18 protein-coding genes are annotated in these 23,413 nt (G+C 71.6%); 8 read left to right on the top strand and 10 right to left on the bottom strand.

The genetic code is table 11. The annotated features are described in order from the left end of the window. Positions 1-69: 69 nt before the first annotated feature. The gene (locus ACFY0O_RS04020; RefSeq protein WP_388942524.1) at positions 70-1,194 is read right to left on the bottom strand and encodes a glycosyltransferase; all 1,125 of its coding nucleotides are present in this window, start codon (positions 1,192-1,194) and stop codon (positions 70-72) included. Between the two features lie 300 nt (positions 1,195-1,494). Between ACFY0O_RS04020 and ACFY0O_RS04015 the strand changes: the two genes are divergently transcribed. Further along, the gene (locus ACFY0O_RS04015) at positions 1,495-2,676 is read left to right on the top strand and encodes a hypothetical protein (protein ID WP_388942521.1); all 1,182 of its coding nucleotides are present in this window, start codon (positions 1,495-1,497) and stop codon (positions 2,674-2,676) included. On the opposite strand, the gene ACFY0O_RS04010 is transcribed toward ACFY0O_RS04015, so the two are convergent. From ACFY0O_RS04010 to ACFY0O_RS04000, 3 genes are all read right to left on the bottom strand, one after another. Continuing rightward, positions 2,616-3,446 carry a hypothetical protein gene (locus tag ACFY0O_RS04010; protein ID WP_388942518.1) on the bottom strand — a complete coding sequence of 277 codons (831 nt, stop codon included), beginning with the start codon at positions 3,444-3,446 and terminating at the stop codon, positions 2,616-2,618. The two genes, ACFY0O_RS04015 and ACFY0O_RS04010, sit on opposite strands and share 61 nt — an antisense overlap. A gap of 149 nt (positions 3,447-3,595) precedes the next feature. Beyond that, positions 3,596-4,777 carry a metallophosphoesterase gene (locus tag ACFY0O_RS04005; RefSeq protein WP_388943429.1) on the bottom strand — a complete coding sequence of 394 codons (1,182 nt, stop codon included), beginning with the start codon at positions 4,775-4,777 and terminating at the stop codon, positions 3,596-3,598. A gap of 216 nt (positions 4,778-4,993) precedes the next feature. After that, entirely contained in the window at positions 4,994-6,109 is a 1,116-nt protein-coding gene (locus ACFY0O_RS04000) for a LacI family DNA-binding transcriptional regulator (protein ID WP_388942515.1), read from the bottom strand. Positions 6,110-6,471: 362 nt separating this feature from the next. On the opposite strand from ACFY0O_RS04000, the gene hisC reads away from it, so the two are divergent. Next, entirely contained in the window at positions 6,472-7,551 is a 1,080-nt protein-coding gene (gene hisC / locus ACFY0O_RS03995) for a histidinol-phosphate transaminase (protein WP_388942512.1), read from the top strand. Positions 7,552-7,573: 22 nt separating this feature from the next. Here hisC and ACFY0O_RS03990 read toward each other — a convergent pair whose 3' ends face one another. Further along, entirely contained in the window at positions 7,574-7,942 is a 369-nt protein-coding gene (locus ACFY0O_RS03990; RefSeq protein ID WP_045945424.1) for a cyclophilin-like fold protein, read from the bottom strand. Between the two features lie 216 nt (positions 7,943-8,158). On the opposite strand from ACFY0O_RS03990, the gene ACFY0O_RS03985 reads away from it, so the two are divergent. From ACFY0O_RS03985 to ACFY0O_RS03970, 4 genes are read left to right on the top strand one after another with little or no spacing between them, the layout of a single operon-like run. Further along, positions 8,159-9,664, top strand: coding sequence for a cytochrome ubiquinol oxidase subunit I (locus ACFY0O_RS03985; protein WP_388942509.1), 1,506 nt, complete (start codon positions 8,159-8,161; stop codon positions 9,662-9,664). Positions 9,665-9,682: 18 nt separating this feature from the next. Beyond that, a complete protein-coding gene (gene cydB / locus ACFY0O_RS03980; RefSeq protein ID WP_388942506.1) occupies positions 9,683-10,684 on the top strand; it encodes a cytochrome d ubiquinol oxidase subunit II in 1,002 nt (333 codons plus the stop codon). A gap of 45 nt (positions 10,685-10,729) precedes the next feature. Then, positions 10,730-14,269 carry a thiol reductant ABC exporter subunit CydD gene (gene cydD / locus ACFY0O_RS03975; protein ID WP_388942503.1) on the top strand — a complete coding sequence of 1,180 codons (3,540 nt, stop codon included), beginning with the start codon at positions 10,730-10,732 and terminating at the stop codon, positions 14,267-14,269. 37 nt (positions 14,270-14,306) lie between these two features. After that, positions 14,307-16,043, top strand: a complete 1,737-nt coding sequence (locus tag ACFY0O_RS03970; RefSeq protein ID WP_388942500.1) for a GAF domain-containing sensor histidine kinase — start codon at positions 14,307-14,309, stop codon at positions 16,041-16,043. A gap of 62 nt (positions 16,044-16,105) precedes the next feature. Here the strand turns inward: ACFY0O_RS03970 and ACFY0O_RS03965 are convergent, their stop codons facing one another. Then, positions 16,106-16,987: a Cof-type HAD-IIB family hydrolase gene (locus ACFY0O_RS03965; protein ID WP_388942498.1), complete on the bottom strand. Its 882-nt coding sequence runs from the start codon at positions 16,985-16,987 to the stop codon at positions 16,106-16,108. Positions 16,988-17,080: 93 nt separating this feature from the next. On the opposite strand from ACFY0O_RS03965, the gene ACFY0O_RS03960 reads away from it, so the two are divergent. Then, on the top strand, positions 17,081-17,983 hold the full coding sequence (locus ACFY0O_RS03960) for an LLM class flavin-dependent oxidoreductase (RefSeq protein ID WP_388942495.1): 903 nt from the start codon (positions 17,081-17,083) through the stop codon (positions 17,981-17,983). Between the two features lie 36 nt (positions 17,984-18,019). Here the strand turns inward: ACFY0O_RS03960 and ACFY0O_RS03955 are convergent, their stop codons facing one another. Next, entirely contained in the window at positions 18,020-18,559 is a 540-nt protein-coding gene (locus ACFY0O_RS03955; RefSeq protein WP_358891521.1) for an RNA 2'-phosphotransferase, read from the bottom strand. Between the two features lie 141 nt (positions 18,560-18,700). Between ACFY0O_RS03955 and ACFY0O_RS03950 the strand changes: the two genes are divergently transcribed. After that, the gene (locus ACFY0O_RS03950) at positions 18,701-19,471 is read left to right on the top strand and encodes an aquaporin (protein ID WP_388942492.1); all 771 of its coding nucleotides are present in this window, start codon (positions 18,701-18,703) and stop codon (positions 19,469-19,471) included. Positions 19,472-19,586: 115 nt separating this feature from the next. On the opposite strand, the gene ACFY0O_RS03945 is transcribed toward ACFY0O_RS03950, so the two are convergent. The 3 genes from ACFY0O_RS03945 to ACFY0O_RS03935 form a co-directional block, all read right to left on the bottom strand. After that, positions 19,587-20,501, bottom strand: coding sequence for a MerR family transcriptional regulator (locus tag ACFY0O_RS03945; RefSeq protein ID WP_388942490.1), 915 nt, complete (start codon positions 20,499-20,501; stop codon positions 19,587-19,589). A gap of 159 nt (positions 20,502-20,660) precedes the next feature. After that, complete coding sequence (locus ACFY0O_RS03940) at positions 20,661-22,436, bottom strand: SDR family oxidoreductase (RefSeq protein ID WP_388943426.1); 1,776 nt, start codon at positions 22,434-22,436, stop codon at positions 20,661-20,663. 5 nt (positions 22,437-22,441) lie between these two features. Then, on the bottom strand, positions 22,442-23,317 hold the full coding sequence (locus ACFY0O_RS03935; protein ID WP_358891524.1) for a M24 family metallopeptidase: 876 nt from the start codon (positions 23,315-23,317) through the stop codon (positions 22,442-22,444). Positions 23,318-23,413 lie beyond the last annotated feature (96 nt).

Here is a 23,413-nt window from a genome sequence, read left to right as displayed (position 1 = left end):
CGGACGGGCCGTCCCGCGACATCATGGGGGGAGTCGCGGGACGCGCTCGGTGAACGGGCGCGGCGTGGGTCAGGTCGATGCCGACGATGTTTCACGTGAAACGGTCGGTTTCACGTGAAACACTGCCGGGCCCAGCTTCCTCCGGGCGAAGTCCAGGTTTCCGGAGACGCGCTCGCGGTGCTCGTCGGGTAGCTTGCCCTCGCTCAGCAGACGCTCGCAGCACTCCAGGGACTCCCGGTACTCGCCGACCCAGTAGGCGGCGATGGCGAGTTCGTCGAGGGCGCGCCATTCGTGCCAGGCGTACTCCACGAACAGGATGTCCTTCGGGTAGGGGATCCGTTCGGCCTGTTTGGCGAACATGTAGGCCAGCGGCCACCGTTCCTCCACTCGGCAGAGGCCCGCGAGGTCCCCGATCGCCTCGGCGCGCGAGGGGCGGCTCTCGAACGCTCGCAGGTAGCGGTCCATCACCTCGGCGGCGGGTCGGCCCAGGCTCGCGGCGGCTCGTGCGGCGTAGACCCGCGCGAGGTAGGTCTCCTCGTAGAAGCCGACCATGGCCGCCCGGCGGTCGTAGGCGGAGAGGGACTTCTCCTGCTCGCCCGCGTCGCGCCAGCTCTGCCCGAGGTAGAACATGTAGCGGGCGTTCTCGGGCTCTTTGAGCAGCCCCTGTTCGAGCACCGCCGCGTCGCGCAGGTACTTCTGCCGCTGACCGCCCTCGCGGAGCCGGGCGCCTCCGCCGATGCTGAGGATGTGGGCGCCCCCGAGCGTCCCGAGGCTGTACTCGCCGCCGCAGTCGATGTACTCATGGAGCACGCCGACATATCGCCAGGGCAGCCGGGTGGAGACGAGTGCCGCCCGGTAGTGGACGATCGGGCCGTCGTGCAGGGCGATCCGGTACGCGTCGAGGGTCAGCTCGGGCATCCGGAACCCGGGCTCTGTCTCCATCGCGTCGTCGGCGTCGATGAACAGCAGGTAGTCGGCGCGGTCGCGGGCGAGTTCGATGGCCTCGGTGCGGCTGCCGTCGAACCCCTTCCACGGGCGTTCGTAGAGGGCGCCCGGGATGTCCCCGAAGCAGTCCCTGATGACGTCCTGGGTGCCGTCGGTCGAGCCGGTGTCCACGATCACCCAGGTGTCGATCAGAGGGCGTACCGAATCGAGGCACTTCCGGATGGTGGGGGCCTCGTCCTTGACGATCATGTTCAGACAGACTTTTGGTCGCATGGGTCCCGTCCGCTGGTGTGGGCCGTACGTTCTCGCGGCCGGCCGGGTCGGCTGGATCGTCGGGGACTTTAGGCAGCGGGGGCAGGGTGCCGGAGGGTGGCGCGCCGGAAAGGTCCCAGTTGGCCCGATTGGCGGCATCGGGTAGGCCGGGGCGCTGACAGCGGGGGTGACCTCAGGGGGGTCGCGCGGAGATCCGCCCTCAGGGAGGGAGGCTCAACCCCGACCGGGGGCCGAAGGACGGCTCCGGTCCGAGTCACTCTGCTGAAGGAGCGCTCTATGAGTCGTGAGCACCGGGCCAAGACCGTCCCCCTCGGTCCTCTTCCACGGGGTCGGGCCTGGCTGGCGGGAGGAGCCCTGGCCTCGCTCTCCCTGGTACTGGCCGGTGTCGTCAGTCCCGCGGCCGCCATGACGCATCAGGCAGGCCCGGCGGTCGCCGCGGCCCACCCGGTGGCGGGCGGCGGTGGCGGAGAGGACCACTGCAAGGAGAAGCCGCACCACCACGGCGACGACGAAGGCCGCCCGCACGGCGACGACGAGGGCCGGCCGGAGGGCCGTTCTCAAGGCCGGTCGGCCGACCCATCCCGCAACGGTGGCGATCGGGACGACGACAAGTGCCGCGGCCCCCGGGGCCCGCGCGGCCCGAAGGGCCCGAAGGGCGACACGGGCCCGACCGGCCCCACCGGCCCCACGGGTGCGACCGGCGCGACGGGCGCGACGGGCGCGACGGGCGCTACGGGTGCCACGGGCACGACCGGTGCGACGGGGGCCACGGGCGCTACCGGCGCGACGGGTGCACCGGGCGCGACCGGCGCGACCGGAGCCACGGGTGCGACCGGTGCGACGGGCGCTACCGGAGACACGGGCCCCACCGGGCCTACCGGCCCGACCGGTGCCACGGGGGCTACGGGCGCGACCGGTGCGACCGGCGCAACCGGAGCCACGGGTGCGACCGGTGCGACGGGTCCGACGGGTCCGACGGGTGCGACCGGTGCCACCGGTCCGTGCACCGCCGTCTCCCAGTACAAGCCCAGCGCCTCCGCGGAGGTCAAGGCCGTCATGCTGAACGGCGTCCCGTGGGTCGGCATCCGGCGGATCACGGGAACGGACCAGTCGTTCGAGTGGAACAACCTCGGCGACAACGGAGGCATCCCGGCCGGGGTGTCGCTGTGCGGGATCGCGGTCAGCGACCAGGCAGGTCTGGTGCACGTCGAGAGCGTCGGCTCCGACAACCAGATCTACGAGATCAACTGCACCGTCAACCCGGCCAGTGACTTCGGTCTGACGTGCAACACACCGTGGACCGCCATCCCGGCTCCGGTGGACCACCCGCCCCTGCGGCGCGGCACCGCCCCCCCCTGCGGAGCTCAACCACCTCCGCAAGGCCATGAAGTAGGACGTCAGTCCGGCCGGTGCTCCGGGCCGCCGAAGTCCGGGCTGGTGAAGTCCGGGCTCGAATAGCCGGGCCGCGCGCCCGACGCCCCGTCGGACGGGCTGCTGAAGTCGGGCCGGGTGTATCCCAGCTGGGGGATGCGCCCGGCCCCCGGCGTACGGGGCACGGGGTAGCCCGTCCCGGCGGTGGGGTCGGCCAGCGCATCGCGCAGGAACGGCATGATGCCCCGTTCCAGCAGCGCGTTGCGCCAGGCCTCCCGGGCCCGCGCGAGATCGTCGGGTATCTGCACGCTCTCCTCCGCGGCCACTTCCGTGGAGCTGTTGCGCAGTGCTGCCACCAGGAGCGAGACCACCGCGAAGACGAGCGCGACCACGGTGAGCCCGCCGAACAGCCAGCCGGCCGTCAGCATCGTCCGCGCGAAGGCGGGTTCGGGGTCGATGGCCTTCAGGCAGTAGCCCACGAGCAGGAAGATCAGCATGGCGGTGCCCGCCAGGACCGGGGCGAGGACGGCCACCACGGCGCTCACGCCCGCGCCCCCGCCGTCGTCCTGCCCGTCGCCGCCGTCGGCGGTGTACTCGTCGGTGGTCGCGCGGCCCGACAGGACCTCGTCGCGCAGTTCCTCCCGGACCTTCACGTAGTGGGCGTACTCGGCGGCCGCGGCGGCGGTCAGGAGTGCGATGGCGCTCAGGGCCATCGTGCGCAGTTGTTCGGCGTTCAGCCGTTCGCCGAGGGCGGCGAGCTCGGGCCGTTCGTCCGCCGTGCGCAGCGCCTCGTCGAGGAGGCGGTCGAACTCGGGTCGGTCTTCGGTGAGCAGGTGCGGACCGCTGGTCATGTGCATCCCCCGATGCTCCGTACGAGCCGGTTTGCCCGCGTAGAACCGGGCGCGGGCCCGAAACGGAGGAGAGCCTGCTACGGACAGGGCGATGGTAGAGCGACCCGGCCATGGGGTGACAGGGACTTTCGGGAAATACCCCGCTCAGTGAACGCTCAGTCGCGCAGCGGCAGTTGTTGGACCAGCAGTTTGCCCGCCATCGTCACGCCGCCGTCCATCGCGATGGCCAGTCCGTCCGCGTACACGTGCGGTCCGTCGACGGCCTCCGGCCCGTGCGCCTCGTCGCCGTCCTCGGTGCCCACCTCGCCGAGCAGGTACGGGATGGGGCTGTGGCCGTGGACGACGCGGCTGCCGCCGTAGGTGGCCAGCAGCCGGCGCACGGCCTGCGGGCCCGTCTCCTCGTCGCGGAAGGCGAAGCGCTTGGTGAACTTCCGGAACAGGTCCCAGGTGATGTCGGCGTCGTGGCGGTTGAGCAGCTCGTGGATGGTGTCGTTGACGTCCTCGATGGAGTCGCCGTAGTCCAGGTACGCGGTGGTGTCGGAGTGCAGCAGCAGGTGGCCGTCGGCCAGCGTGGCCGCGTCCAGCCGGGACATCCACTGCAGGTGGACGTCCTCAAGGCGCTCCATGTCGGCGCGCTGACCGCCGTTGAGCAGCCAGGCGGCCTGGAAGGTGGCCGTGCCGGCGCCGGAGTTCACGGGGGTGTCGCCGAACCGCTTCGCGCCGATGAGCAGCAGCTCGTGATTGCCCATCAGGGCCTTGCAGTAGCCGCCGGCCGCGGCGGCCTCGGCGGACAGGCGCATGACGAGGTCGATGACGCCGATGCCGTCGGGGCCGCGGTCGGTGAAGTCGCCGAGGAACCAGATCCGGGCGTTGCCGGCGGACCAGTGGCAGTCGGCGTCGATCAGGTTCTGCGCCTGGAGCTCGTGGATGAGCTCGTCGAGGTAGCCGTGCACGTCGCCCACGACGTAGAGGGGGCCGGGACCGGCGCCCGGGACCTCCTGCGGGACGTACTGGACCTGGACGGTGTCCCCGGGGCCGCCCACCGCGCCGCGCCCGATGACGGGCAGGTCGCGCTGGGTCGGGGTGTAGCCGTCGAGGTCGTCCTCGGGCCCGGCGGCGGGGAACTCCGGGTGGGGGGCCTCGCCCGTCCGCTGCTGCGGGACGGTCTCCGGGGTGTAGTACGCGGGGTACTCGCCGTACACGGGCGGTTCCCCGGGCACGCCGGCGGGCACGGCGTACGGCGCGGGTTCGTTGACCGGCACCCGGAAGTCCCGCAGCGTGTCCGTCCGCATCGCGGGTCCCTGACCGGCCCCCTGAGTCATCGACCCCTCCACCACCGTCGCGCTGCCGTACACCTGCGGACCCTGCTCACCTCTGGGGCGGAGGTTCCGTGATGTCGTGCGCCCATCATAGGAATGCGGCTCGCGCTCTGTGACGCACCAGGGGTGGTGAATCCTGGGCGGAACCAAACCTTCCTGCCGTTTTCGCCCGATATAGGGGTTGTTGAAATCGTCGGCGGGGCCGTCGGCCCCGCCGATACGGCGGTCTGGTGGTCAGTCCTGGGAGGGTGAGCGGGGCGGGCTCACGGTGGTCCGGGGGGTTCTGCGCTGTGAGGACGTGCGGATGATCAGCTCGGTCGGGACGACCTGTTCGACGGGACGTCCCGTGTCGACCCCCTCGATCGCGTCGATCAGCAGCTGGACGACGGCGGTCCCGATGCGGCGCGGCTTGAGGGAGAGGGTGGTGATGGGCGGCTCGGTGTTCGCGTAGACGGTGGATTCGCTGCAGCAGACCAGGAGCAGGTCCTCGGGGACCCGCAGCCCGTAGCGGCGCGCGGCGGCGAGGAGGTCGGTGCCGTTCGGGTCGAAGAGGCCGTAGACGGCGTCGGGACGGTCGGGCCGGGCCAGGAGCCGGTCGGCGGCGACGGCGCCCGCGCAGGGGTCGTGGGCGGGGTAGGACTCGTACACCGGGTCCTGGCCGACGCGTTCGCACCAGCTCAGGTAGGCGGTCGTGGAGAGCCGGGTGTAGGTGTCCGTGGTGGTGCCGGTCAGCAGCCCGATACGGCGGGCCCCGGCGGCGGCGAGGTGGTCGAGCAGGCCCAGCACGGCGGCCTCGTGGTCGTTGTCGACCCAGGCGGTGACGGGGAGGGTCCCGGCGGGCCGGCCGTCGGAGACCACGGGCAGGCCCTGGCGGACGAGCTCGCTGACCACCGGATCGTGGTCCGAGGGGTCGATGACGACGGTTCCGTCGAGGGCCACGTTGGACCAGACGTCGTGCCGGGAGGTGGCCGGGAGGATGACGAGGGCGTAGCCGCGGGCGAGGGCGGCGGAGGTCGCGGCCCGGGCCATCTCTGCGAAGTAGGCGAATTCGGTGAAGGTGAAAGGTTCATCCCCGTACGTCGTGACGGTCAGGCCGATGAGGCCCGACTTTCCGGTACGGAGGGTGCGGGCGGCGGCGGAGGGCCGGTAGCCCAGCCGGTCGGCCACCTCGCGGACGTGGCGGCGGGTGGCGTCGGGCAGCCGCCCCTTGCCATTGAGCGCGTCGGAGACGGTTGTGATGGACACGCCCGCCGCGGCGGCCACGTCCCTGATGCCGGCGCGGCCCTGTCGCCCGCCGACCCGCCGGGTGGTCTCGGCCCGGTTCACGTGATGCTTCCCTGCTGCTGTCATGGCGAGCCGATAGTAGGGCTCGGAGGGGTGGGCGGTTCAGGTGCATATGCACGAGTTGACAGGCACGATTCTGCTTGGTTCGCCACCCCCAATGACCTTGGAATTGAAGGTATTTGGCGATGTGGGCCAAGGGTGAGGCTTGTCGGCGGGTACGGGCATGCCAAAACGCGGCGGCCCCGGACCGGTCGCAACTCACCTGCACGAGGGACGCGCGCCACGGCGCGGGCCACCGGCGCGCGCATATATGCGCGCGCTCCCCCTGTGTTCCTGGCGCCCGCCATTCTCGGATCGGCGGAATCCTCATAAGGTGAGCAGTATTGGGTCGACGGAGACGTCGACGGGACGGTCGAGGAGGACCTGCGGTGAGCGAGAAGAGCCCGAAGCTGCGCCCCGAGCTGGACGGCATCCCCACCTACAAGCCCGGCAAGCCCGCCGCCGAGGGCGGGGCGGTCGCCTTCAAGCTGTCCTCGAACGAGAACCCCTACCCGCCGCTTCCGGGAGTCCTGGAGACCGCGGTGGCGGCCGCCGGCCGTTTCAACCGCTACCCGGACATGGCCTGCACCGGTCTGGTGAACGAGCTGGCGGAACGGTTCGGCGTGCCGGCCGAGCACATCGCCACGGGTACCGGTTCGGTGGGCGTGGCCCAGTCGCTGATCCAGTCGACCGCCGGCCCGGGCGACGAGGTCATGTACGCCTGGAGGTCGTTCGAGGCCTACCCGATCATCACGCAGATCTCCGGCGCCACCTCGGTGCGGGTCCCGCTGACCGACGGCGACGTCCACGACCTGGACGCGATGGCCGCGGCGATCACCGAGCGGACGCGGCTGATCTTCGTTTGCAATCCCAACAACCCGACCGGCACCGCGGTGCGCCGGGCCGAGCTGGAGCGGTTCCTCGACCGCGTGCCCTCCGACGTCCTGGTGGTGCTGGACGAGGCCTACCGGGAGTTCGTCCGGGACACCGACGTGCCGGACGGCATCGAGCTCTACCGTGACCGCCCCAACGTCGCCGTGCTGCGAACGTTCTCCAAGGCCTATGGCCTGGCCGGGCTGCGCGTGGGCTTCGCGGTGGCGCACGAGCCGGTCGCGGCGGCGCTGCGCAAGACGGCCGTGCCCTTCGGCGTCAGCCAGCTGGCACAGGACGCGGCGGTCGCCTCGCTGCGCGCCGAGGACGAGCTGATGGGGCGCGTCGGGGCGCTCGTGTGCGAGCGCAACCGGGTGCACGAGACGCTGCTGGCCCAGGGCTGGACGGTGCCGGACACGCAGGCCAACTTCGTGTGGATGCGGCTGGGGGAGCGGACGGCCGAGTTCGCGGCGGCCTGCGAGAAGGCCGGTGTGGTGGTCCGGCCCTTCGCGGGCGAGGGCCTTCGGGTCACGATCGGTGAGACCGAGGCGAACGACCTCTTCCTGCACACGGCGGAGGCCTTCTTCAAGGAGCTGTGAGCCCGTAACGGAGCCGTGGTCGTCAGACCAGCTCCACGCGGATGGGGTCGCCGTCGCGGACGGTGGCCAGGAGGCGGGGGTCGCCGTCGAACGAGCCGAGCACGTTGCAGGGGCTCGCCAGGCGGCTCTCGCCTCCGCGGGAGATGGGCGTGGGGCCGTAGGGCAGTGCGAGGGCGTCGCCCTCGGTCCAGAAGGCGACGGTGCCGGGCTCCACGACCTGCCGGGCGTCGTGCTCCAGATCGACGGAGACGCCCGTGTCGAAGTAGACCTCCTCGCCCCAGGTGTTCGCCGAGGCGGAGATCGGGAGGGCCGCGGCCAGCGCCTTGCTGGTCGGGGTCTCGTCAAGGGTCGCGGTGAGCAGGCCCGCAGGCCATGAGATTCGAATCTGCATGGCCACATTCAACAATCTGTTGAATTTCTTGGCTAGGGGTCCGGTGTGACGTACCCCCCCGAAGGGGACCCCGCCCGTTTCCGGCCACCGGCGGTAGGACATAATGCTTGTGAATGTGAACGCGTTCACAAGCGTGTCCTGCTTCCTCCCGTTATGGGGGGAACCCGCCAGGCAGACTGCCCGCTGTGACCACGGCGACGACAAGGAGAAGACGACGTGGACCTAGCTTTGGCGCCTGAGACATTGGCGCGCTGGCAGTTCGGCATCACCACCGTCTACCACTTCCTCTTCGTTCCGCTCACGATCTCGCTCGCCGCGCTGACCGCCGGCCTGCAGACCGCCTGGGTGCGGACCGAGAAGGAGAAATACCTCAGAGCCACGAAGTTCTGGGGCAAGCTTTTCTTGATCAATATCGCGATGGGCGTCGTCACCGGCATCGTCCAGGAGTTCCAGTTCGGCATGAACTGGTCGGACTACTCGCGGTTCGTGGGTGACATCTTCGGGGCGCCGCTGGCCTTCGAAGCGCTGATCGCCTTCTTCTTCGAGTCGACCTTCATCGGCCTGTGGATCTTCGGCTGGGACAAGCTGCCCAAGAAGATCCACCTGGCCTGCATCTGGATGGTCTCCCTCGGCACCGTCCTGTCCGCCTACTTCATCCTCGCCGCGAACTCGTGGATGCAGCACCCGGTGGGCTACCGGATGAACGAGGAGCGGGGCAGGGCCGAGCTCACCGACTTCTGGCGCGTTCTCACCCAGGACACCGCGCTCACCCAGTTCTTCCACACCATCACGGCCGCCTTCCTGGTCGGCGGCGCCTTCATGGTCGGCATCTCCGCCTTCCACCTCGCGCGCAAGAAGCACATCCCCGTGATGCGCAGCTCGCTGCGGGTCGGCCTGGTCGTCATGATCATCGCCGGTATGGGCACCGCCATCAGCGGCGACATGCTCGGCAAGGTGATGTTCAAGCAGCAGCCCATGAAGATGGCCGCCGCCGAGGCCCTCTGGGACGGCGAGGCCCCCGCGCCCTTCTCCGTGTTCGCCTACGGCGACGTCGACAAGGGCCACAACAAGGTGGCCATAGAGATCCCGGGCGTGCTCTCTTTCCTCGCGAACAGCGACTTCGACTCCTTCGTCCCGGGCATCAACGACGTCAACAAGGCCGAACAGGAAAAGTTCGGCCCCGGTGACTACCGGCCCAACATCCCGGTCGCCTACTGGGGCTTCCGCTGGATGATCGGCTTCGGCATGGCCTCCCTCGGCATCGGCGTGCTGGGGCTGTGGCTGACCCGCAAGCGCTTCCTGCTGCCGCCCGGGCTGCGCACCGCAGAGGACGAGGTCCCCCATCTCGTCCTCTTCAAGAAGGCGCTCAGCCCGCGCTTCGGCCGGCTGTACTGGCTCGTCGCGCTCTGGACCATGTGCTTCCCGCTGCTCGCCAACTCCTGGGGCTGGATCTTCACCGAGATGGGCCGCCAGCCGTGGGTGGTCTACGGGGTGCTGCGCACCCGGGACGCGGTCTCGCCCAACGTCTCGCAGGGTGAGGTGCTCACCTCGATGATCGGCTTCACGCTGCTCTACGCGGTGCTCGCCGTGATCGAGGTCAGGCTGATGGTGAAGTACGTCAAGGCCGGCCCGCCCGAGCTGACGGAGGCCGACCTCAACCCGCCCACCAAGGTCGGCGGGGACGACAAGAACGCCGACCGGCCGATGGCCTTCTCGTACTGAGGCAGGAAGGAGCACACCATGCAGCTTCACGACGTCTGGTTCGTACTCATCGCCGTCCTGTGGACCGGCTACTTCTTCCTGGAGGGCTTCGACTTCGGTATCGGCGTACTCACCAAGCTCCTCGCCCGCGACCGCACCGAGAAGCGGGTCCTGATCAACACGATCGGCCCCGTGTGGGACGGCAACGAGGTCTGGCTGCTCACCGCGGGCGGTGCCACCTTCGCCGCCTTCCCCGAGTGGTACGCCACGCTCTTCTCCGGCTTCTACCTGCCGCTGCTGCTCATCCTGGTCTGCCTGATCATCCGCGGCGTCGCCTTCGAGTACCGGCACAAGCGGTCCGAGGACAGGTGGCAGACCAACTGGGAACACGCCATCTTCTGGACCTCGCTGATCCCCGCCTTCCTGTGGGGGGTGGCCTTCGCCAACATGGTGCGCGGAGTGAAGATCGACCAGCACATGGAGTACGTCGGAAGCCTCTTCGACCTGCTCAACGTGTACTCGCTGCTCGGCGGGCTGGTCACCCTCACGCTGTTCACCTTCCACGGCGCGGTGTTCGCCTCGCTCAAGACCGTCGGTGACATCCGGGACCGCTCGCGCGCACTGGCCACCCGGCTCGGTGTGGTGACGGCCGTGCTGGCCCTGGCCTTCCTGATCTGGACCCAGGTCTCGCGCGGTGACGGATTCAGCCTGATCGCCATGGCCGTCGCGGTGATCGCGCTGGCCGCGGCGATCGGCTGCAACCTGGCCAGACGTGAGGGCTGGTCGTTCGCCCTGTCCGGGATCACCATCGCGGCGGCCGTCGCGATGCTCTTCCTGACGCTGTTCCCGAACGTCATGCCGTCCTCGCTGGACGAGGCATGGAACCTCACGGTCACCAACGCCTCGTCCACCCCGTACACCCTGAAGATCATGACCTGGTGCGCCGGTGTGGCGGCCCCGCTGGTGATGCTCTACCAGGGCTGGACGTACTGGGTGTTCCGCAAGCGGATCGGTACGCAGCACATCGCCGACGCGCACTGATCCGCGCGCGTCACCCCGCCCGACCCTGCCGAGGGGATGTTTCACGTGAAACCGATCGACCCGCGCCTGCTCCGGTACGCCCGTTCCACCCGCCTCTTCCTGGGGGCGGTGGTGGCCCTCGGGCTCGCCGGGGCGGGACTGGTCGTCGGCCAGGCGATGCTGATCGCCGAGATCGTGGTCGGCGCCTTCGAGCGGGGACTCGACGCGGGGGCGCTCCGGACGCCACTGCTGCTGCTCGCGGCGGCGGCGTTCGGGCGCGCCCTGGTCGCCTGGCTCACCGAACTGGCCGCGCACCGGGCCGGCGCGGCGGTCAAGTCGGAGCTGCGGGGCCGGCTGTTGGGGCGGACCGCGGACCTCGGGCCCGGCTGGCTCGACGGGCAGCGCACCGGTTCGCTGGTCTCCCTGGCCACCCGGGGAGTGGACGCGCTCGACGACTACTTCTCCCGCTACCTTCCCCAACTGGGGCTCGCGGTGGTGGTGCCGGCGGCGGTCCTCGCACGGATCGTCACCGAGGACTGGGTGTCGGCGGCCATCATCGTCGTCACCCTGCCGCTGATCCCGCTGTTCATGATCCTCATCGGAATGGCCACGCAGAACCGGATGGACCGCCAGTGGCGGCTGCTGTCCCGGCTGGCGGGGCACTTCCTCGACGTGGTGGCGGGGCTGCCGACGCTGAAGGTCTTCGGCCGGGCCAAGGCGCAGGCCGAGTCGATCCGCAGGATCACCGACGACTACCGCCAGGCCACGATGCGCACGCTGCGCATCGCCTTCCTTTCCTCCTTCGCCCTCGAACTGCTCGCCACCCTGTCCGTGGCCCTCGTCGCGGTGACCATCGGCATGCGGCTCGTCCACGGCGAACTCGACCTGTACACGGGCCTCGTGATCCTGATCCTCGCGCCGGAGGCCTATCTGCCCCTGCGCCAGGTCGGCGCCCAGTACCACGCGGCCGCCGAAGGACTGGCCGCGGCCGAGGAGATCTTCACCGTCCTCGAGACCCCGGCCCCCGCGGCGGGCACCGGGGCCCCCGTTCCGGCCGGCGGACCGGTCATCGAGCTCGACGCGGTCGAGGTCCGCCACGAGGGGCGCGCGGCCTCCTCCCCCGGACCCGTGTCCCTCGCCGTCGGGCCTGGCGAGTGCGTGGCCCTCACCGGCCCGAGCGGGGCGGGCAAGTCGACCCTTCTGAACGTGCTGCTCGGCTTCCTCACGCCGACGTCCGGGCGCGTGCGCGTCGGCGGCATCGACCTGGCCGACCTCTCCCTGGAGCAGTGGAGGGAGCAGATCGCCTGGGTGCCGCAGCGGCCGCACCTGTTCGCCGGGACCATCGCCGAGAACGTCCGCCTCGCCCGGCCCGGGGCCGACGACGAGGCGGTGGAGGCGGCCCTGGGCGACGCCGGGGCCTGGGAGTTCGTCTCGGCCCTGCCGCGCGGGACGCAGACCCCGCTCGGCGAGGGCGGCGCCGGCCTGTCCGCCGGGCAGCGCCAGCGGCTGGCCCTGGCCCGGGCCTTCCTCGCGGACCGGCCGGTGCTGCTGCTGGACGAGCCGACGGCGGCACTGGACGGGGAGACCGAGGCCGCCGTAGTGGAGGCCGTACGGCGTCTCGCGGCCGGGCGTACCGTCCTCCTCGTGGTGCACCGACCGGCCCTGCTGGCCCTCGCCGACCGGGTGGTGGCGGTCGGCGAGGGCGCGATGGACGCTTCCGGAGAGGGCGCGACCGCGGTCCCGGTCCCCGGAGCCGCCCCGCGCACCGCGGCGGGGATGTCCGACCCCGGGGAGTGGATCCTCGGGGCCGCCCGGGAGCGGACCGGCGGCAGCAGCGCGGACTCGGGCGGCGGTGACCCGCTGCGCCGGGTGCGGGCCGTGGCCGCGGCCTGGCAGGGCCGGTTCCGGCTGGGCCTGCTGCTCGGAGCGCTGGCCGTCGGATGCAGCGTCGGCCTGATGGCCGTGTCCGGGTGGCTGATCTCCCGGGCGTCCGAGCAGCCGCCCGTGCTGTACCTGATGGTGGCCGTCACGGCGACCCGCGCGTTCGGGCTCGGGCGGGCCGTCTTCCGCTATGCCGAACGCCTGGTGTCGCACGACGCCGTACTGCGGATGCTCTCCGACCTCAGGGTCGCGGTGTACCGCCGGCTGGAGCGGATCGCGCCCGCCGGGCTGCGCGAGCAGCGGCGCGGCGACCTGCTCTCCCGGCTGGTGGCGGACGCCGACGCCCTCCAGGACTACTGGCTGCGCTGGCTGCTGCCGGTCGGCACCGCGCTCCTCGTCGGTACCGGATCGGTGGTCTTCACGGCCTGGCTGCTGCCCGAGGCGGGCGTGGTGCTCGCGGCGGGGCTGCTCGTGGCCGGTGTCGGGGTCCCGCTGGTCAGCGGGGCCTGCGCGCGCGGTGCGGAGCGGCGGCTCGCACCCGCCCGGGGTGAGCTCGCCACCCGGGTGGCCGACCTGCTGACGGGTACCGCGGAACTCACCGTCGCCGGAGCCCTCGCCGGCCGCAAGGACCGGGCGCGGGAGGCCGACGGGGTGCTCACCCGGATCGCCTCGCGCGGGGCCGCGGCCGCCGGACTGGGCGGCGGCCTGTCCGCCCTGGTGTGCGGGCTCACCGTGGTGGGCGCCGCGTTCGCCGGTGCGGGGGCCGTGGCGGACGGACGGCTGTCCGGCGTGGCCATGGCGGTCGTGGTACTGACCCCGCTCGCCGCGTTCGAGGCGGTGTCCGGGCTGCCGCTGGCGGTCCAGTACCGGCAGCGGGTGCGGCGCAGCGCCGAGCGGGTGTACGAGGTCATCGACGCGCCCGAACCCGTCGTCGAACCGGCCGAGCCGCAGGATCCGCCCTCCTCGCCGTTCCCGCTGCGACTGACGGGACTCGCCGCCCGCCACGGCGGCCAGGAGCGGGACGCCCTGCACGGCCTGGACCTGACCCTGGAGGCCGGCCGCCGCATCGCCGTCGTCGGGCCCTCGGGTTCGGGCAAGACCACGCTGGCGCAGGTCCTGCTGCGGTTCCTGGACCCGCGCGACGGCGGCTACACCCTGGGCGGGAGGGACGCACGCACCCTCGACGGCGACGGCGTACGCCGCTTGGTGGGCCTGTGCGCCCAGGACGCCCACCTCTTCGACAGTTCGGTACGCGAGAACCTCCGCCTCGCCCGCACCGGCGCGAGCGAGGCACAGCTACGGGAGGCGCTCGCCGCGGCCCGGCTGCTGGAGTGGGCCGACGGGCTCCCCGACGGGATCGACACCCTGGTCGGCGAGCACGGGCAGCGGCTCTCGGGCGGCCAGCGCCAGCGCCTCGCCCTGGCCCGGGCCCTGCTCGCGGACTTCCCCGTCCTCGTCCTGGACGAGCCGGCCGAGCACCTCGACCTGGCGACCGCGGACGCCCTGACGGCGGACCTGCTGGCGGCGACCGAGGGCCGGGCCACCGTACTGATCACCCACCGGCTCGCCGGACTGGAAGCGGTCGACGAGGTCCTCGTGCTGGACCGGGGAGCGGTCGTGCAGCGGGGACCGTACGCGGAGCTGGCGGCAGTCGAGGGCCCGCTGCGCGACCTGCTGGATCGTGAGCGGCGGGCAGGTGCGATTCCGGCCGACTGTACGAGCTGACTTTCCCTCCTAAACGGGACTAACTAGGCTCAAGACCATGTCAGTGGAGGAGTCCCAGGAATCGCCGGAGCCCGCCCGGGAAGCGCAGGACCCGATGGAGGCCGCCACCCGGGCGACCCGCAGCCTGCACGGGCTGTCCACCGAGCTGACCGCCCGGGTGCCGCAACTGCTGGAGGCCATGCGCTCCGTCGGGACCGGGCTCGAACTGCACTCCACGCTCGACCGCATCTGCGAGACGGCCGCCGAGCTCGCCGACGCCCGCTACGCGGCGATCGGGGTGGTCGACACGGACGGCCCCGGCCTCTCGGACTTCGTGACCTTCGGGCTCGGCCCCGAACAGGCGAGGCGGATCGGCCACCGGCCCGACGGCAAGAGGGGCCTGCTGGGTGCCCTGATCTCCCACCCCGACACCGTGCGGCTCGCCGACCTGACGAAGGATCCCCGCTCGGCGGGGTTCCCCGCGCACCATCCGCCCATGAAGACCTTCCTCGGCGTGCCCATCAGGGTGCAGGGCGAGATCTTCGGCAACCTCTACCTCGCCGAGAAGAACGGCGGCGGCGAGTTCAACGACTACGACGTCCACATGGTCCGGGTGCTGGCCACGGAGGCGGGCATCGCCATCGGCAACGCCCGGCTGTACGAGGCCGCCACCCAGCGGGAGCGCTGGATCGACGGCTCGGTGGCCGTCACCACCGCCCTGCTGTCGGGCGGGGACGCGGACGACGCCCTCGCGGTGGTCGCCGAACAGGCCCGCCACCTCGCCGACTCGGCGGCCGGGATCGTGATGCTGCCGGCCGAGGAGGGCGGGATGGAGATCGTCGCCGTCTCCGCCGACAACCCGGCCACCTCCCTCGGTGTGGTGATCCCCGCCGAGAGCCCCGTGGTCGTCAAACTCTTCCAGGGCGAACCGGTCTTCGTGGAGGACGCTTCCGCGGATCCCCGGATGATCAGTCGGCTCACGAGCCAGTACGGGCCGTGCATGATGCTGCCGCTGCACAGCGGCGGACGGGTGCTGGGGGCGCTCGTCACCCCGCGGGCCCGGGGCAAGAGGCCCTTCACCGAGGCGGAGCGGACCCTGGCCACGCAGTTCGCCTCGCAGGCCGCCCTCGCGCTGATGATGGCCGAGGCTCAGCGCGACCGGGAGCGGCTCGCGGTGTTCGAGGACCGCGACAGGATCGCCCGCGACCTGCACGACCTGGTCATCCAGCGGCTGTTCGCCACGGGGATGATGCTGGAGGGTGCCCAGCGCCGTTCGATCGTTCCGGAGGTCCGCGACGGTGTGGGCAAGGCCGTGGACGAGCTCGACGTGACGATCCAGGAGATCCGAACCGCGATCTTCGCGCTCCAGCAGGGCCCGGCGGAAGCCCCGTCGGGGCTGCGCACCCGGGTCCTGCGGGAGATCAACATGGCCGCCGTCCCGCTCGGCTTCAAACCGGCGCACCGGTTCATCGGCCCGATCGACGCGGCCGTGGGCGAGCTGGTCGGCAAGAACCTGATCGCCGCCCTGCGCGAGGCCCTGTCGAACGCCTTCCGGCATGCGGACGCGTCCCGGATCGAGGTGGTGGTCGACGCCACCATCAGCCTGGCCGACGGCCGGCCCGGGGTGCGGCTGGAGGTCGCCGACGACGGGGTGGGGATTCCGGAGGGCGGGCGGCGCAGCGGTCTGCGCAACCTGCGCCGCAGGGCGGAGTCCCTGGGCGGCTCCAGCTGGTACGGCCCCGGTATCGGAGAGGACGCCGGCGGGACCGCCCTGGTGTGGGAAGCCCCGCTCTGAGCCGTCTCCGTCTCCAGGAGGCCAGGAGGACAGGAGGACAGGGGACAGGAGGATCCGGGCGGTCAGGCGTGCGCGGTGCGTTCCGCGAGGATGCGCTCGATCACGACGGCCACCCCGTCCTCGTTGTTGGCCACGGTGCGGCCGGAGGCGGCCGCGATCACGTCCGGGTGGGCATTGCCCATCGCGTAGGAGGTTCCTGCCCAGCGCAGCATCTCGACGTCGTTGGGCATGTCGCCGAAGGCGACGACCTCGGCCGGGGAGATGCCGCGCTCGGCGCAGCACAGCTCCAAGGTGCTGGCCTTGGACACGCCGAGCTCGCTGATCTCGAGCAGGGCGGTCGGGCTGGAGCGGGTGACCGTGGCGTAGGCTCCGGCGGCCGACCGGGCCAGGGCGAGGAACTCGTCCGGGGCCAGTTCGGCGTGGTGGGCGAGCAGCTTCAGCACCGGAGCGGCGCTGTGGTCCGTCTCCTCGCGCAGCAGCTTCTCGGCGGTGGCGACCGTGGCTCCCGGGTCCTGGAAGAAGGGCGGGTAGGCCGGCTCGTAGTTGATGCCGGTGGTCGTCTCGACCGCGAAGGAGGTACCGGGGACGGCCGCGCGCAGGGTCTCGACCACCGTGAGCGCGGTGGTCCGGGGAAGGGCCCGCACCTGGACGAATTCCCGTCCGGCGTGCAGGTCGACCACGGCGGCGCCGTTCGCGCAGATCGCCAGGCCGTGCCCGTGCACGTGATCGCTGACCACGTCCATCCAGCGGGCCGGGCGTCCGGTGACGAAGAAGACCTCGATCCCGGCCTCCTCGGCGGCGGCGAGTGCGGCCACCGTGCGCAGCGAGACGGATTTGTCGTCGCGCAGCAGGGTGCCGTCGAGGTCGGTGGCGATGAGCCGGGGTGCGGGGAAGGGCCCGTCCGGGCGCTGGGGAGCCGAGGTCACGGCTCCATCTTCGCCCATGGGTTCCCCCTCGTTCACCATGATCGACCAGAGATGTTTCACGTGAAACGTTGCTCACAGCGTGGGGACGGCTCGCACCGTAGGCTCAGTGACATGAGTCTTCGCTTGAGCACCGTGATCCTGCCGGTCCGTCCGTGGCACGACGGCGGCCGCGACCAGTGGGAGCGGGCCGAGCGGCTCGGGTTCCACACGGCCTACACCTATGACCACCTGACCTGGCGGACCTTCCGCGACGGTCCCTGGTTCGGTGCCGTTCCCACTCTGACCGCGGCGGCGGCCGTGACGACCCGGCTCCGCCTGGGCACGCTGGTCACCTCGCCGAACTTCCGGCACCCGGTGACCCTGGCCAAGGACCTGATGTCCCTCGACGACATCTCCGGTGGGCGGATCACACTCGGTATCGGTGCGGGCGGCAACGGCTTCGACGCGACCGCGCTGGGACAGGAGGAGTGGAGCCCCCGCGAGCGCGCGGACCGCTTCGCCGAGTTCGTTCCGCTGCTCGACCGGCTGCTGACCGAGAGCGCGGTGACCCACCACGGCACCTTCTACTCCGCCGAGGAAGCCCGCAACATCCCCGGGTGCCTTCAGCGGCCGCGCCTGCCGTTCGCCGTCGCCGCGACCGGCCCGCGAGGTGTGAAGCTCGCCGCGAAGCACGGCCAGGGCTGGGTGACCGCGGGTGACCCCAAGGTCTTCGAGGGCACGCCGGAGCAGTCCTTGGAGGCCCTGCGCGGACAGGTCGGCAAGCTGGAGAAGGCCCTGGCCGAGGCCGGGCGGGCGCCCGAGTCCATCGAGCGGGTCCTGCTGACCGGGTTCACCCCGGAGCGCGGCAGCATGCTGGAGTCCGTGGACGCGTTCGTCGACTTCGCCGGCCGGCACCGCGAGCTGGGCTTCACGGAGCTGGTCATCCACGCCCCGATCCCGGACTCCGACTTCGCGGCCGACGAGGCCGTCTTCGAGCGGATCGCCACCGAGGCGCTCGCGCAGCTGGGCGCCTGACGGCCGGCTGCTCACCCCCGCCGGAGTTTCTCGCCGCTACTGGAAGCGCAGGAACTCCGGCGGTACGGCGTCGGCCAGCCACACCCCGTTGGCGCTGACCCGGAAGACGTGCCCGGCGGCACGCATCGCACCGGCGTCCACCGGGAGCACGACGGGCCGCCCCCTGCGCGCGCCCACGCGGGTGGCCGTCTCGCGGTCGGGCGAGAGGTGCACGTGGTGGCGTCCCATCGGGCGCAGGCCTTCGGCGCGGATCGAGTCCAGGGCCGCGGCCACGGTGCCGTGATAGAGGTACGCGGGCGGTTCAGCCTCCGGCAGGTCGAGGTCCACCTCCACGGTGTGGCCCTGGTTGGCCCTGATGCGGCTGCCGTCGACGGTGAACCGCTGTTTGTCGTTCGTGGCGACGACGTGATCCAGCTCGGCCCGGCTGAACGGGAAGCGGTGCGCCGCCGCCGCGCGCAGGAGGTCGTCGATCTCCACCCAGCCCTGCGGGTCGAGCGTCAGTCCGATGCGTTCCGGCTGGTGCCGCAGGTGTTTCGAGACGTATTTGGACACCTTCACGGTGCGTCGGTCATCCATGTCCCCAGCTTGATGGCTCGGGCGGGTCCCCGGCAGTGATTTTCCGCCCCCGCAGGGCCGCTGTACACCGCCGCCCCCTCTATTAAGTTTCCAATATACGGAATATATTTTCCGCTAGAAGCTCATTCGGAGGGAGAAACTATGACCAATAAGGCTTCACTGCTGCGGCGCGCGGCTGCCGAGCTCATCGGCACCGCGGGCCTGCTCGTGGTCGTGATCGGGTCGGGTATCCAGGCCGCGTCCCTCAGTCGCGACACCGGTGTCGCCCTCGTCGCCAACTCGCTGGCCACGGCCATCGGCCTCGGTCTGCTCATCACCCTCTTCGGGCCCCTGTCCGGCGCCCACCTCAACCCCGTCGTCACCCTCACCGCCTGGTGGGCCCGTCGCGCCGGAGGCGAGGGGCTCGCGGCCCGGGAGGCCTTCGCCTACGCGGGCGCGCAGACCGCCGGGGCGGTCGTCGGCGCCGTCGTGGCCGAGATGATGTTCGGTCGCACCCCGGGGACCTTCTCCACCCAGGTGCGCGGCGGCGGTCACCTGCTGATCGGCGAGATCGTCGCGACCGCGGGACTGGTCCTGGTCATCCAGGGGCTCGGCCGGATCGGCCGTCCGAGGCTCATCCCGGCCGCGGTCGCCTCGTACATCGCCGCCGCCATCTGGTTCACCTCGTCGAGTTCCTTCGCCAACCCGGCCGGCACGGTCGGCCGCGCTTTCAGCGACTCGTTCACCGGCATCGCCCCCCAGTCGCTGCCCGGGTTCGTCGCCGCGCAGCTGGCCGGAGGTGTCCTCGGGCTCGCCCTGGCCACGTTCCTCTACGGACGTGATCGCGACCGTACGGCGCCCGGGCAGACGGACGCCCCCACCCCCATGGCCGATATGCCCCGCCCCGGGTCGGGGTTCGAGGCGACCGTCTGACGCGGCACGCCTGTTGCCCACAGGAAAACGCCAGTTGTCCACAGCCGTTTCGGCGGGTTTCGGAGCCATCTGAGCGATTCGCCCAGGGGATCGCCTGTGGACTACCGATCGAGCATTACCGGCCGCCGCGGCTGGCCAGATCGTTCATCGTCCGGGCCTGGAGCTCCCGTTCCGTCGCGGCCCGGACGAATTCCGCCACGTGCTCCGGACCCACCAGCTCCTGCACCGCCCGTACCGTCCCGGCGGGGAGGGCCACCGGAGCCGGCCCCGTCGGCTGGACCGCGCCCGGCGCGCCGAGATGGCGCTGGAGGTGCCGGGTCGCGAACAGCCGCATGGCACGTGCCAGTTCGGCGTCGACCGTCTGCTGGGCCAGGGGCCGCAGCCGACGCACCATCGTCGCCGCCTCCGCCGCGTCCGAATCCGTCGGCGGCACCTGGCCGAGGTAGCGGGCGAAGACGTGCTCCGTGGTGAACTCCAGGAAGCGTGAGGCGATGTGCTCGACCTGTCCGCGCAGCTCCCGCAGATGGCCGGTGATCGCCGCGAGGGGCACCCCGGCCGCGTGCAGCTCGGCCGCGACCGCCAGCTCCTGCGGTGAGGGCACGAGGAACTCGTCCGGACGGCCCGGGATGCGCTCCAGCACCCCCAGCTCGCACGCCTCGTCCACCGCCCCCTCGTCAGGCAGGCCGCCGAACCGGGCGTCCAGGTCCTCCCGACTGATCCGGTCGGCCTCCTCGTCCGTCCACGGCCCCTGCACCTCCGCGACCAGGCCGAGTACGCCGCCCAGCCCGCGCCCCGCGTCCCAGGCCTCGAGCAGCTCCTTGATGGAGGCCAGGGTGTAGCCGCGGTCCAGCAGGTCCGCGATCTGGCGCAGCCGCGCCAGGTGCGTGTCCCGGTAGACGTTGGACCGGCCCCGCCGCTCCGGCTTCGGCAGCAGACCACGGTCCTGGTACGCACGGATGGTGCGTACGGTAGCCCCGCTGTGGTGGGCCAGATCCTCGATCCGGTACTCGGCTGGCGCCTGATCGGACAATCCCGGCTCCCTACGACATGGCGGCTCGGCCGACCGCGCCCGCCGCGGTCCGGGCGGCAGGAGGCGCCGCCAGGTACTCGACCGCCGTGAGCAGCGAGCCCTCCTGCGAGGGATGGTACGACCGCGGGATGGAGCGGGGTATGTCCGCGCCCGCCCGGTTCACAGCCGGGGTTCCAGCCGGGCGATCCTGCGCAGGGTGTTCGGCATGAACCGGGACATCCACAGTGCGCCCTTGGACTCGGGGGTCACCGGTACCACCGCCTGGTTCTTCACCACCGCGAGCAGGACCGCGTCGGCGACCTTCTCCGGCGGGAAGTTGCGCAACCCGTACAGTCGCGAGGAGCGCTCCTGGCGGCGCTTCTCCTCGGCCGCGTCCACCCCGGCGAACCGGGAGGTGGCGGTGATGTTGGTGTTCACGATGCCCGGGCAGATCGCCGAGACCCCGATCGACCGGGAGGCGAGCTCGGCGCGCAGGCACTCGCTCAGCATCAGCACCGCCGCCTTGGAGGTGCTGTACGCGGGCAGGGTCCGGGAGGGCAGGTAGGCGGCGGCGGAGGCGGTGTTGACGATGTGTCCGCCCTGGCCGCGTTCGGCCATCTGCCTCCCGAAGACCCGGCAGCCGTGGATGACCCCCCACAGGTTCACGTCGAGGACCTTCTTCCAGTCCTCCGCAGAGGTGTCCAGGAAGGAACCCGAGAGCCCGATCCCGGCGTTGTTGACCAGCACGTCGACGATGCCGTACTCGGCGGCCACCTTCGCCGCGAGCTTCTCCATCGCCTGCTCGTCACTGACGTCGACGCACTCGCCCCAGGCGTCGGCGGCGCCCACGAGCCGGGCCATCTCCGCGGTGCGAGCCGCTCCCTCGCCGTCCCGGTCCACGGCCACGACCCGGGCACCGGCCTCGGCGAAAGCGAAGGCGGTGGCCTGGCCGATACCGCTGGCCGCGCCCGTGACCAGCACCAGCTGGCCCGAGAACCGGTCGGCGTACTTCCCCGGGGCCTTCTGCTCCGGGGCCTTCGCCGTGGGCTCCTCCCGGGCGGCGACGAACTCGCCGATCCAGGCCGCCACCTGGTCGGGGCGGGTCCTGGGGATCCAGTGCTTCGCGGGCAGGGTGCGCCGCACGAGGTCCGGGGCCCACCGCTCCAGGTCGTCGTAGAGCCGCTCGGAGAGGAAGGCGTCCCCGGTCGGGGTGATCAGCTGAACCGGTACGTGCGCGTACGCGTCGGCGCGCGGCCGGCGCAGCCTCGGCCGGACGTTGTCGCGGTAGAGCCAGGCGCCGTGCGCCGCGTCCGAGGCGAGCGAGGCCGTCGGGTAGGTGCCGTCGGCCGGGACCTCCTCCAGGCGCGCGAGGATCTTCGGCCAGCGCTTGCCCAGCGGGCCGCGCCAGGCGAGCTCCGGCAGCACCGGCGTGTGCAGCATGCCCACGTACCAGGACTTCGCGCCCTGGTTCAGCAGTTGCGCGGCCCGGCGCGGGGTGGGCCGCGTCATCCGCCGCTTGATCCAGTGCCCGAAGTGGTCGAGGGAGGGACCCGACATGGAGGTGAAGGAGGCGATCCGGCCCTCGGTCCGGGCCACCGTCGCGAACTCCCAGCCCTGGACGGAACCCCAGTCGTGGCCCACCAGGTGCACGGGCCGGTCCGGGCTGACGGCATCCGCCACCGCCAGGAAGTCGTCGGTGAGCTTCTCCAGGGTGAAGCCCCCGCGCAGCGGCACCGGAGCCGAGGACCGGCCGTGCCCGCGCACGTCGTACAGCACCACGTGGAACCGGGCCGCGAGCCGCTCGGCGACCTCCGACCAGACCTCCTTGCTGTCCGGGTAGCCGTGCACCAGCAGCACGGTGGGCCGGTCCGGGTCGCCGAGCTCGACGACGCACAGTTCGATCCCGCCCGTGCGCACCCGGCGCTCGCGCGCTCCCTCCAGGGCCGTACCGCTCATCCCGCTCATGCCGCCTTCTCCTCGGTCCAGCGCCGCACGTGCGGCAGGTCGTCGTCCAGCCAGAACGCGCTCTCCCCGGGATCCCGGGAGTCGGTGACCACCAGGATCTCCTCGAACTTCGCACCCGTGCCCCGGAAGCCCAGATGCGGCTCCACCGCCCACAGGCCGGGCTGCGGCGGGTGGTCGGAGAAGTGGTACGGGCTCCACAGCGGGGACCAGCCCTCGCGGTGGCCGTGCAGGGCGTCGGAGGCCAGCCCCTTGAGGGACTGGGTGCCGAACCCGAACGCGGTCGGGGACCAGCGGCGCTCCTTGACCCGGTCTATCTTGTGCGCGATGACCCCGAAGGGATAGGCCCGGTGCCGGTTGGCGTACCCCTGGCGGGTCATCAGCCGCTCGACGTTCTCGTAGATCTCCCGCAGCGGCCGGCGCTCGCGCACCTGCTCCAGGATCAGCGCCCGGTGCGGCCTCAGGTCGGACATCAGCCGGTCCTGCAGCGGATTGAGTCCCAGGCTGCCCGAGTACCCGATGTCCGCGGCGTAACCGCGGTAGACCGGGGCCATGTCCAGGATGAACGGCATCCCCGGCTCCAGCCTGCGGTTGGTCGGGAAGAACTGGAGCGGGATCTTGAAGTTCGCGAAGGCGGTGCGGTCCCCGAACCAGGCGAAGGGCAGGTGGAACCAGTCCCGCACTCCGCGCTCGCGCAGCCACTCCCGCTGCATCCGGGCCGCCTCGCGCTCGGTCACCCCGGGGCGGAGCTGGGCCGCCACCGTCTCGGCGCACTCGTAGGCGAGGCGCTGGACCTCTTTGAAACCGCGCAGCTCGGCGGTGAGCCGCGCGGAGCCCTGCGCGGCGCGTTCCCTGGTGCCCGTGTCCCCAGCCATCCCAGCCGTCCGTCCTGTCAGCCGTACCCGCCGAAAGTTGACACTGATGAATGTGACAATGACCGGAGATCACGTCAAGGGTCGTGCACGGACCTG

It is taken from the genome of Streptomyces sp. NPDC001594, assembly GCF_042893675.1.
Classification (GTDB): Bacteria; Actinomycetota; Actinomycetes; order Streptomycetales; family Streptomycetaceae; genus Streptomyces.
The sequence above is the reverse complement of the archived record's forward strand: the minus strand, read 5'-3'. Positions and strand labels throughout refer to the sequence as shown.

Bases quoted from the DNA above. Each gene is read 5' to 3' on its own strand.
- ACFY0O_RS04020 (WP_388942524.1), bottom strand. From the start codon at position 1,194: ATGATCGTCAAGGACGAGGCCCCCACCATCCGGAAGTGCCTCGATTCG.
- ACFY0O_RS04015 (WP_388942521.1), top strand. From the start codon at position 1,495: ATGAGTCGTGAGCACCGGGCCAAGACCGTCCCCCTCGGTCCTCTTCCA.
- ACFY0O_RS04010 (WP_388942518.1), bottom strand. From the start codon at position 3,446: ATGCACATGACCAGCGGTCCGCACCTGCTCACCGAAGACCGACCCGAG.
- ACFY0O_RS04000 (WP_388942515.1), bottom strand. From the start codon at position 6,109: ATGACAGCAGCAGGGAAGCATCACGTGAACCGGGCCGAGACCACCCGG.
- ACFY0O_RS03990 (WP_045945424.1), bottom strand. From the start codon at position 7,942: ATGCAGATTCGAATCTCATGGCCTGCGGGCCTGCTCACCGCGACCCTT.
- cydB (WP_388942506.1), top strand. From the start codon at position 9,683: ATGCAGCTTCACGACGTCTGGTTCGTACTCATCGCCGTCCTGTGGACC.
- ACFY0O_RS03970 (WP_388942500.1), top strand. From the start codon at position 14,307: ATGTCAGTGGAGGAGTCCCAGGAATCGCCGGAGCCCGCCCGGGAAGCG.
- ACFY0O_RS03965 (WP_388942498.1), bottom strand. From the start codon at position 16,987: ATGGGCGAAGATGGAGCCGTGACCTCGGCTCCCCAGCGCCCGGACGGG.
- ACFY0O_RS03960 (WP_388942495.1), top strand. From the start codon at position 17,081: ATGAGTCTTCGCTTGAGCACCGTGATCCTGCCGGTCCGTCCGTGGCAC.
- ACFY0O_RS03955 (WP_358891521.1), bottom strand. From the start codon at position 18,559: ATGGATGACCGACGCACCGTGAAGGTGTCCAAATACGTCTCGAAACAC.
- ACFY0O_RS03950 (WP_388942492.1), top strand. From the start codon at position 18,701: ATGACCAATAAGGCTTCACTGCTGCGGCGCGCGGCTGCCGAGCTCATC.
- ACFY0O_RS03940 (WP_388943426.1), bottom strand. From the start codon at position 22,436: ATGAGCGGTACGGCCCTGGAGGGAGCGCGCGAGCGCCGGGTGCGCACG.
- ACFY0O_RS03935 (WP_358891524.1), bottom strand. From the start codon at position 23,317: ATGGCTGGGGACACGGGCACCAGGGAACGCGCCGCGCAGGGCTCCGCG.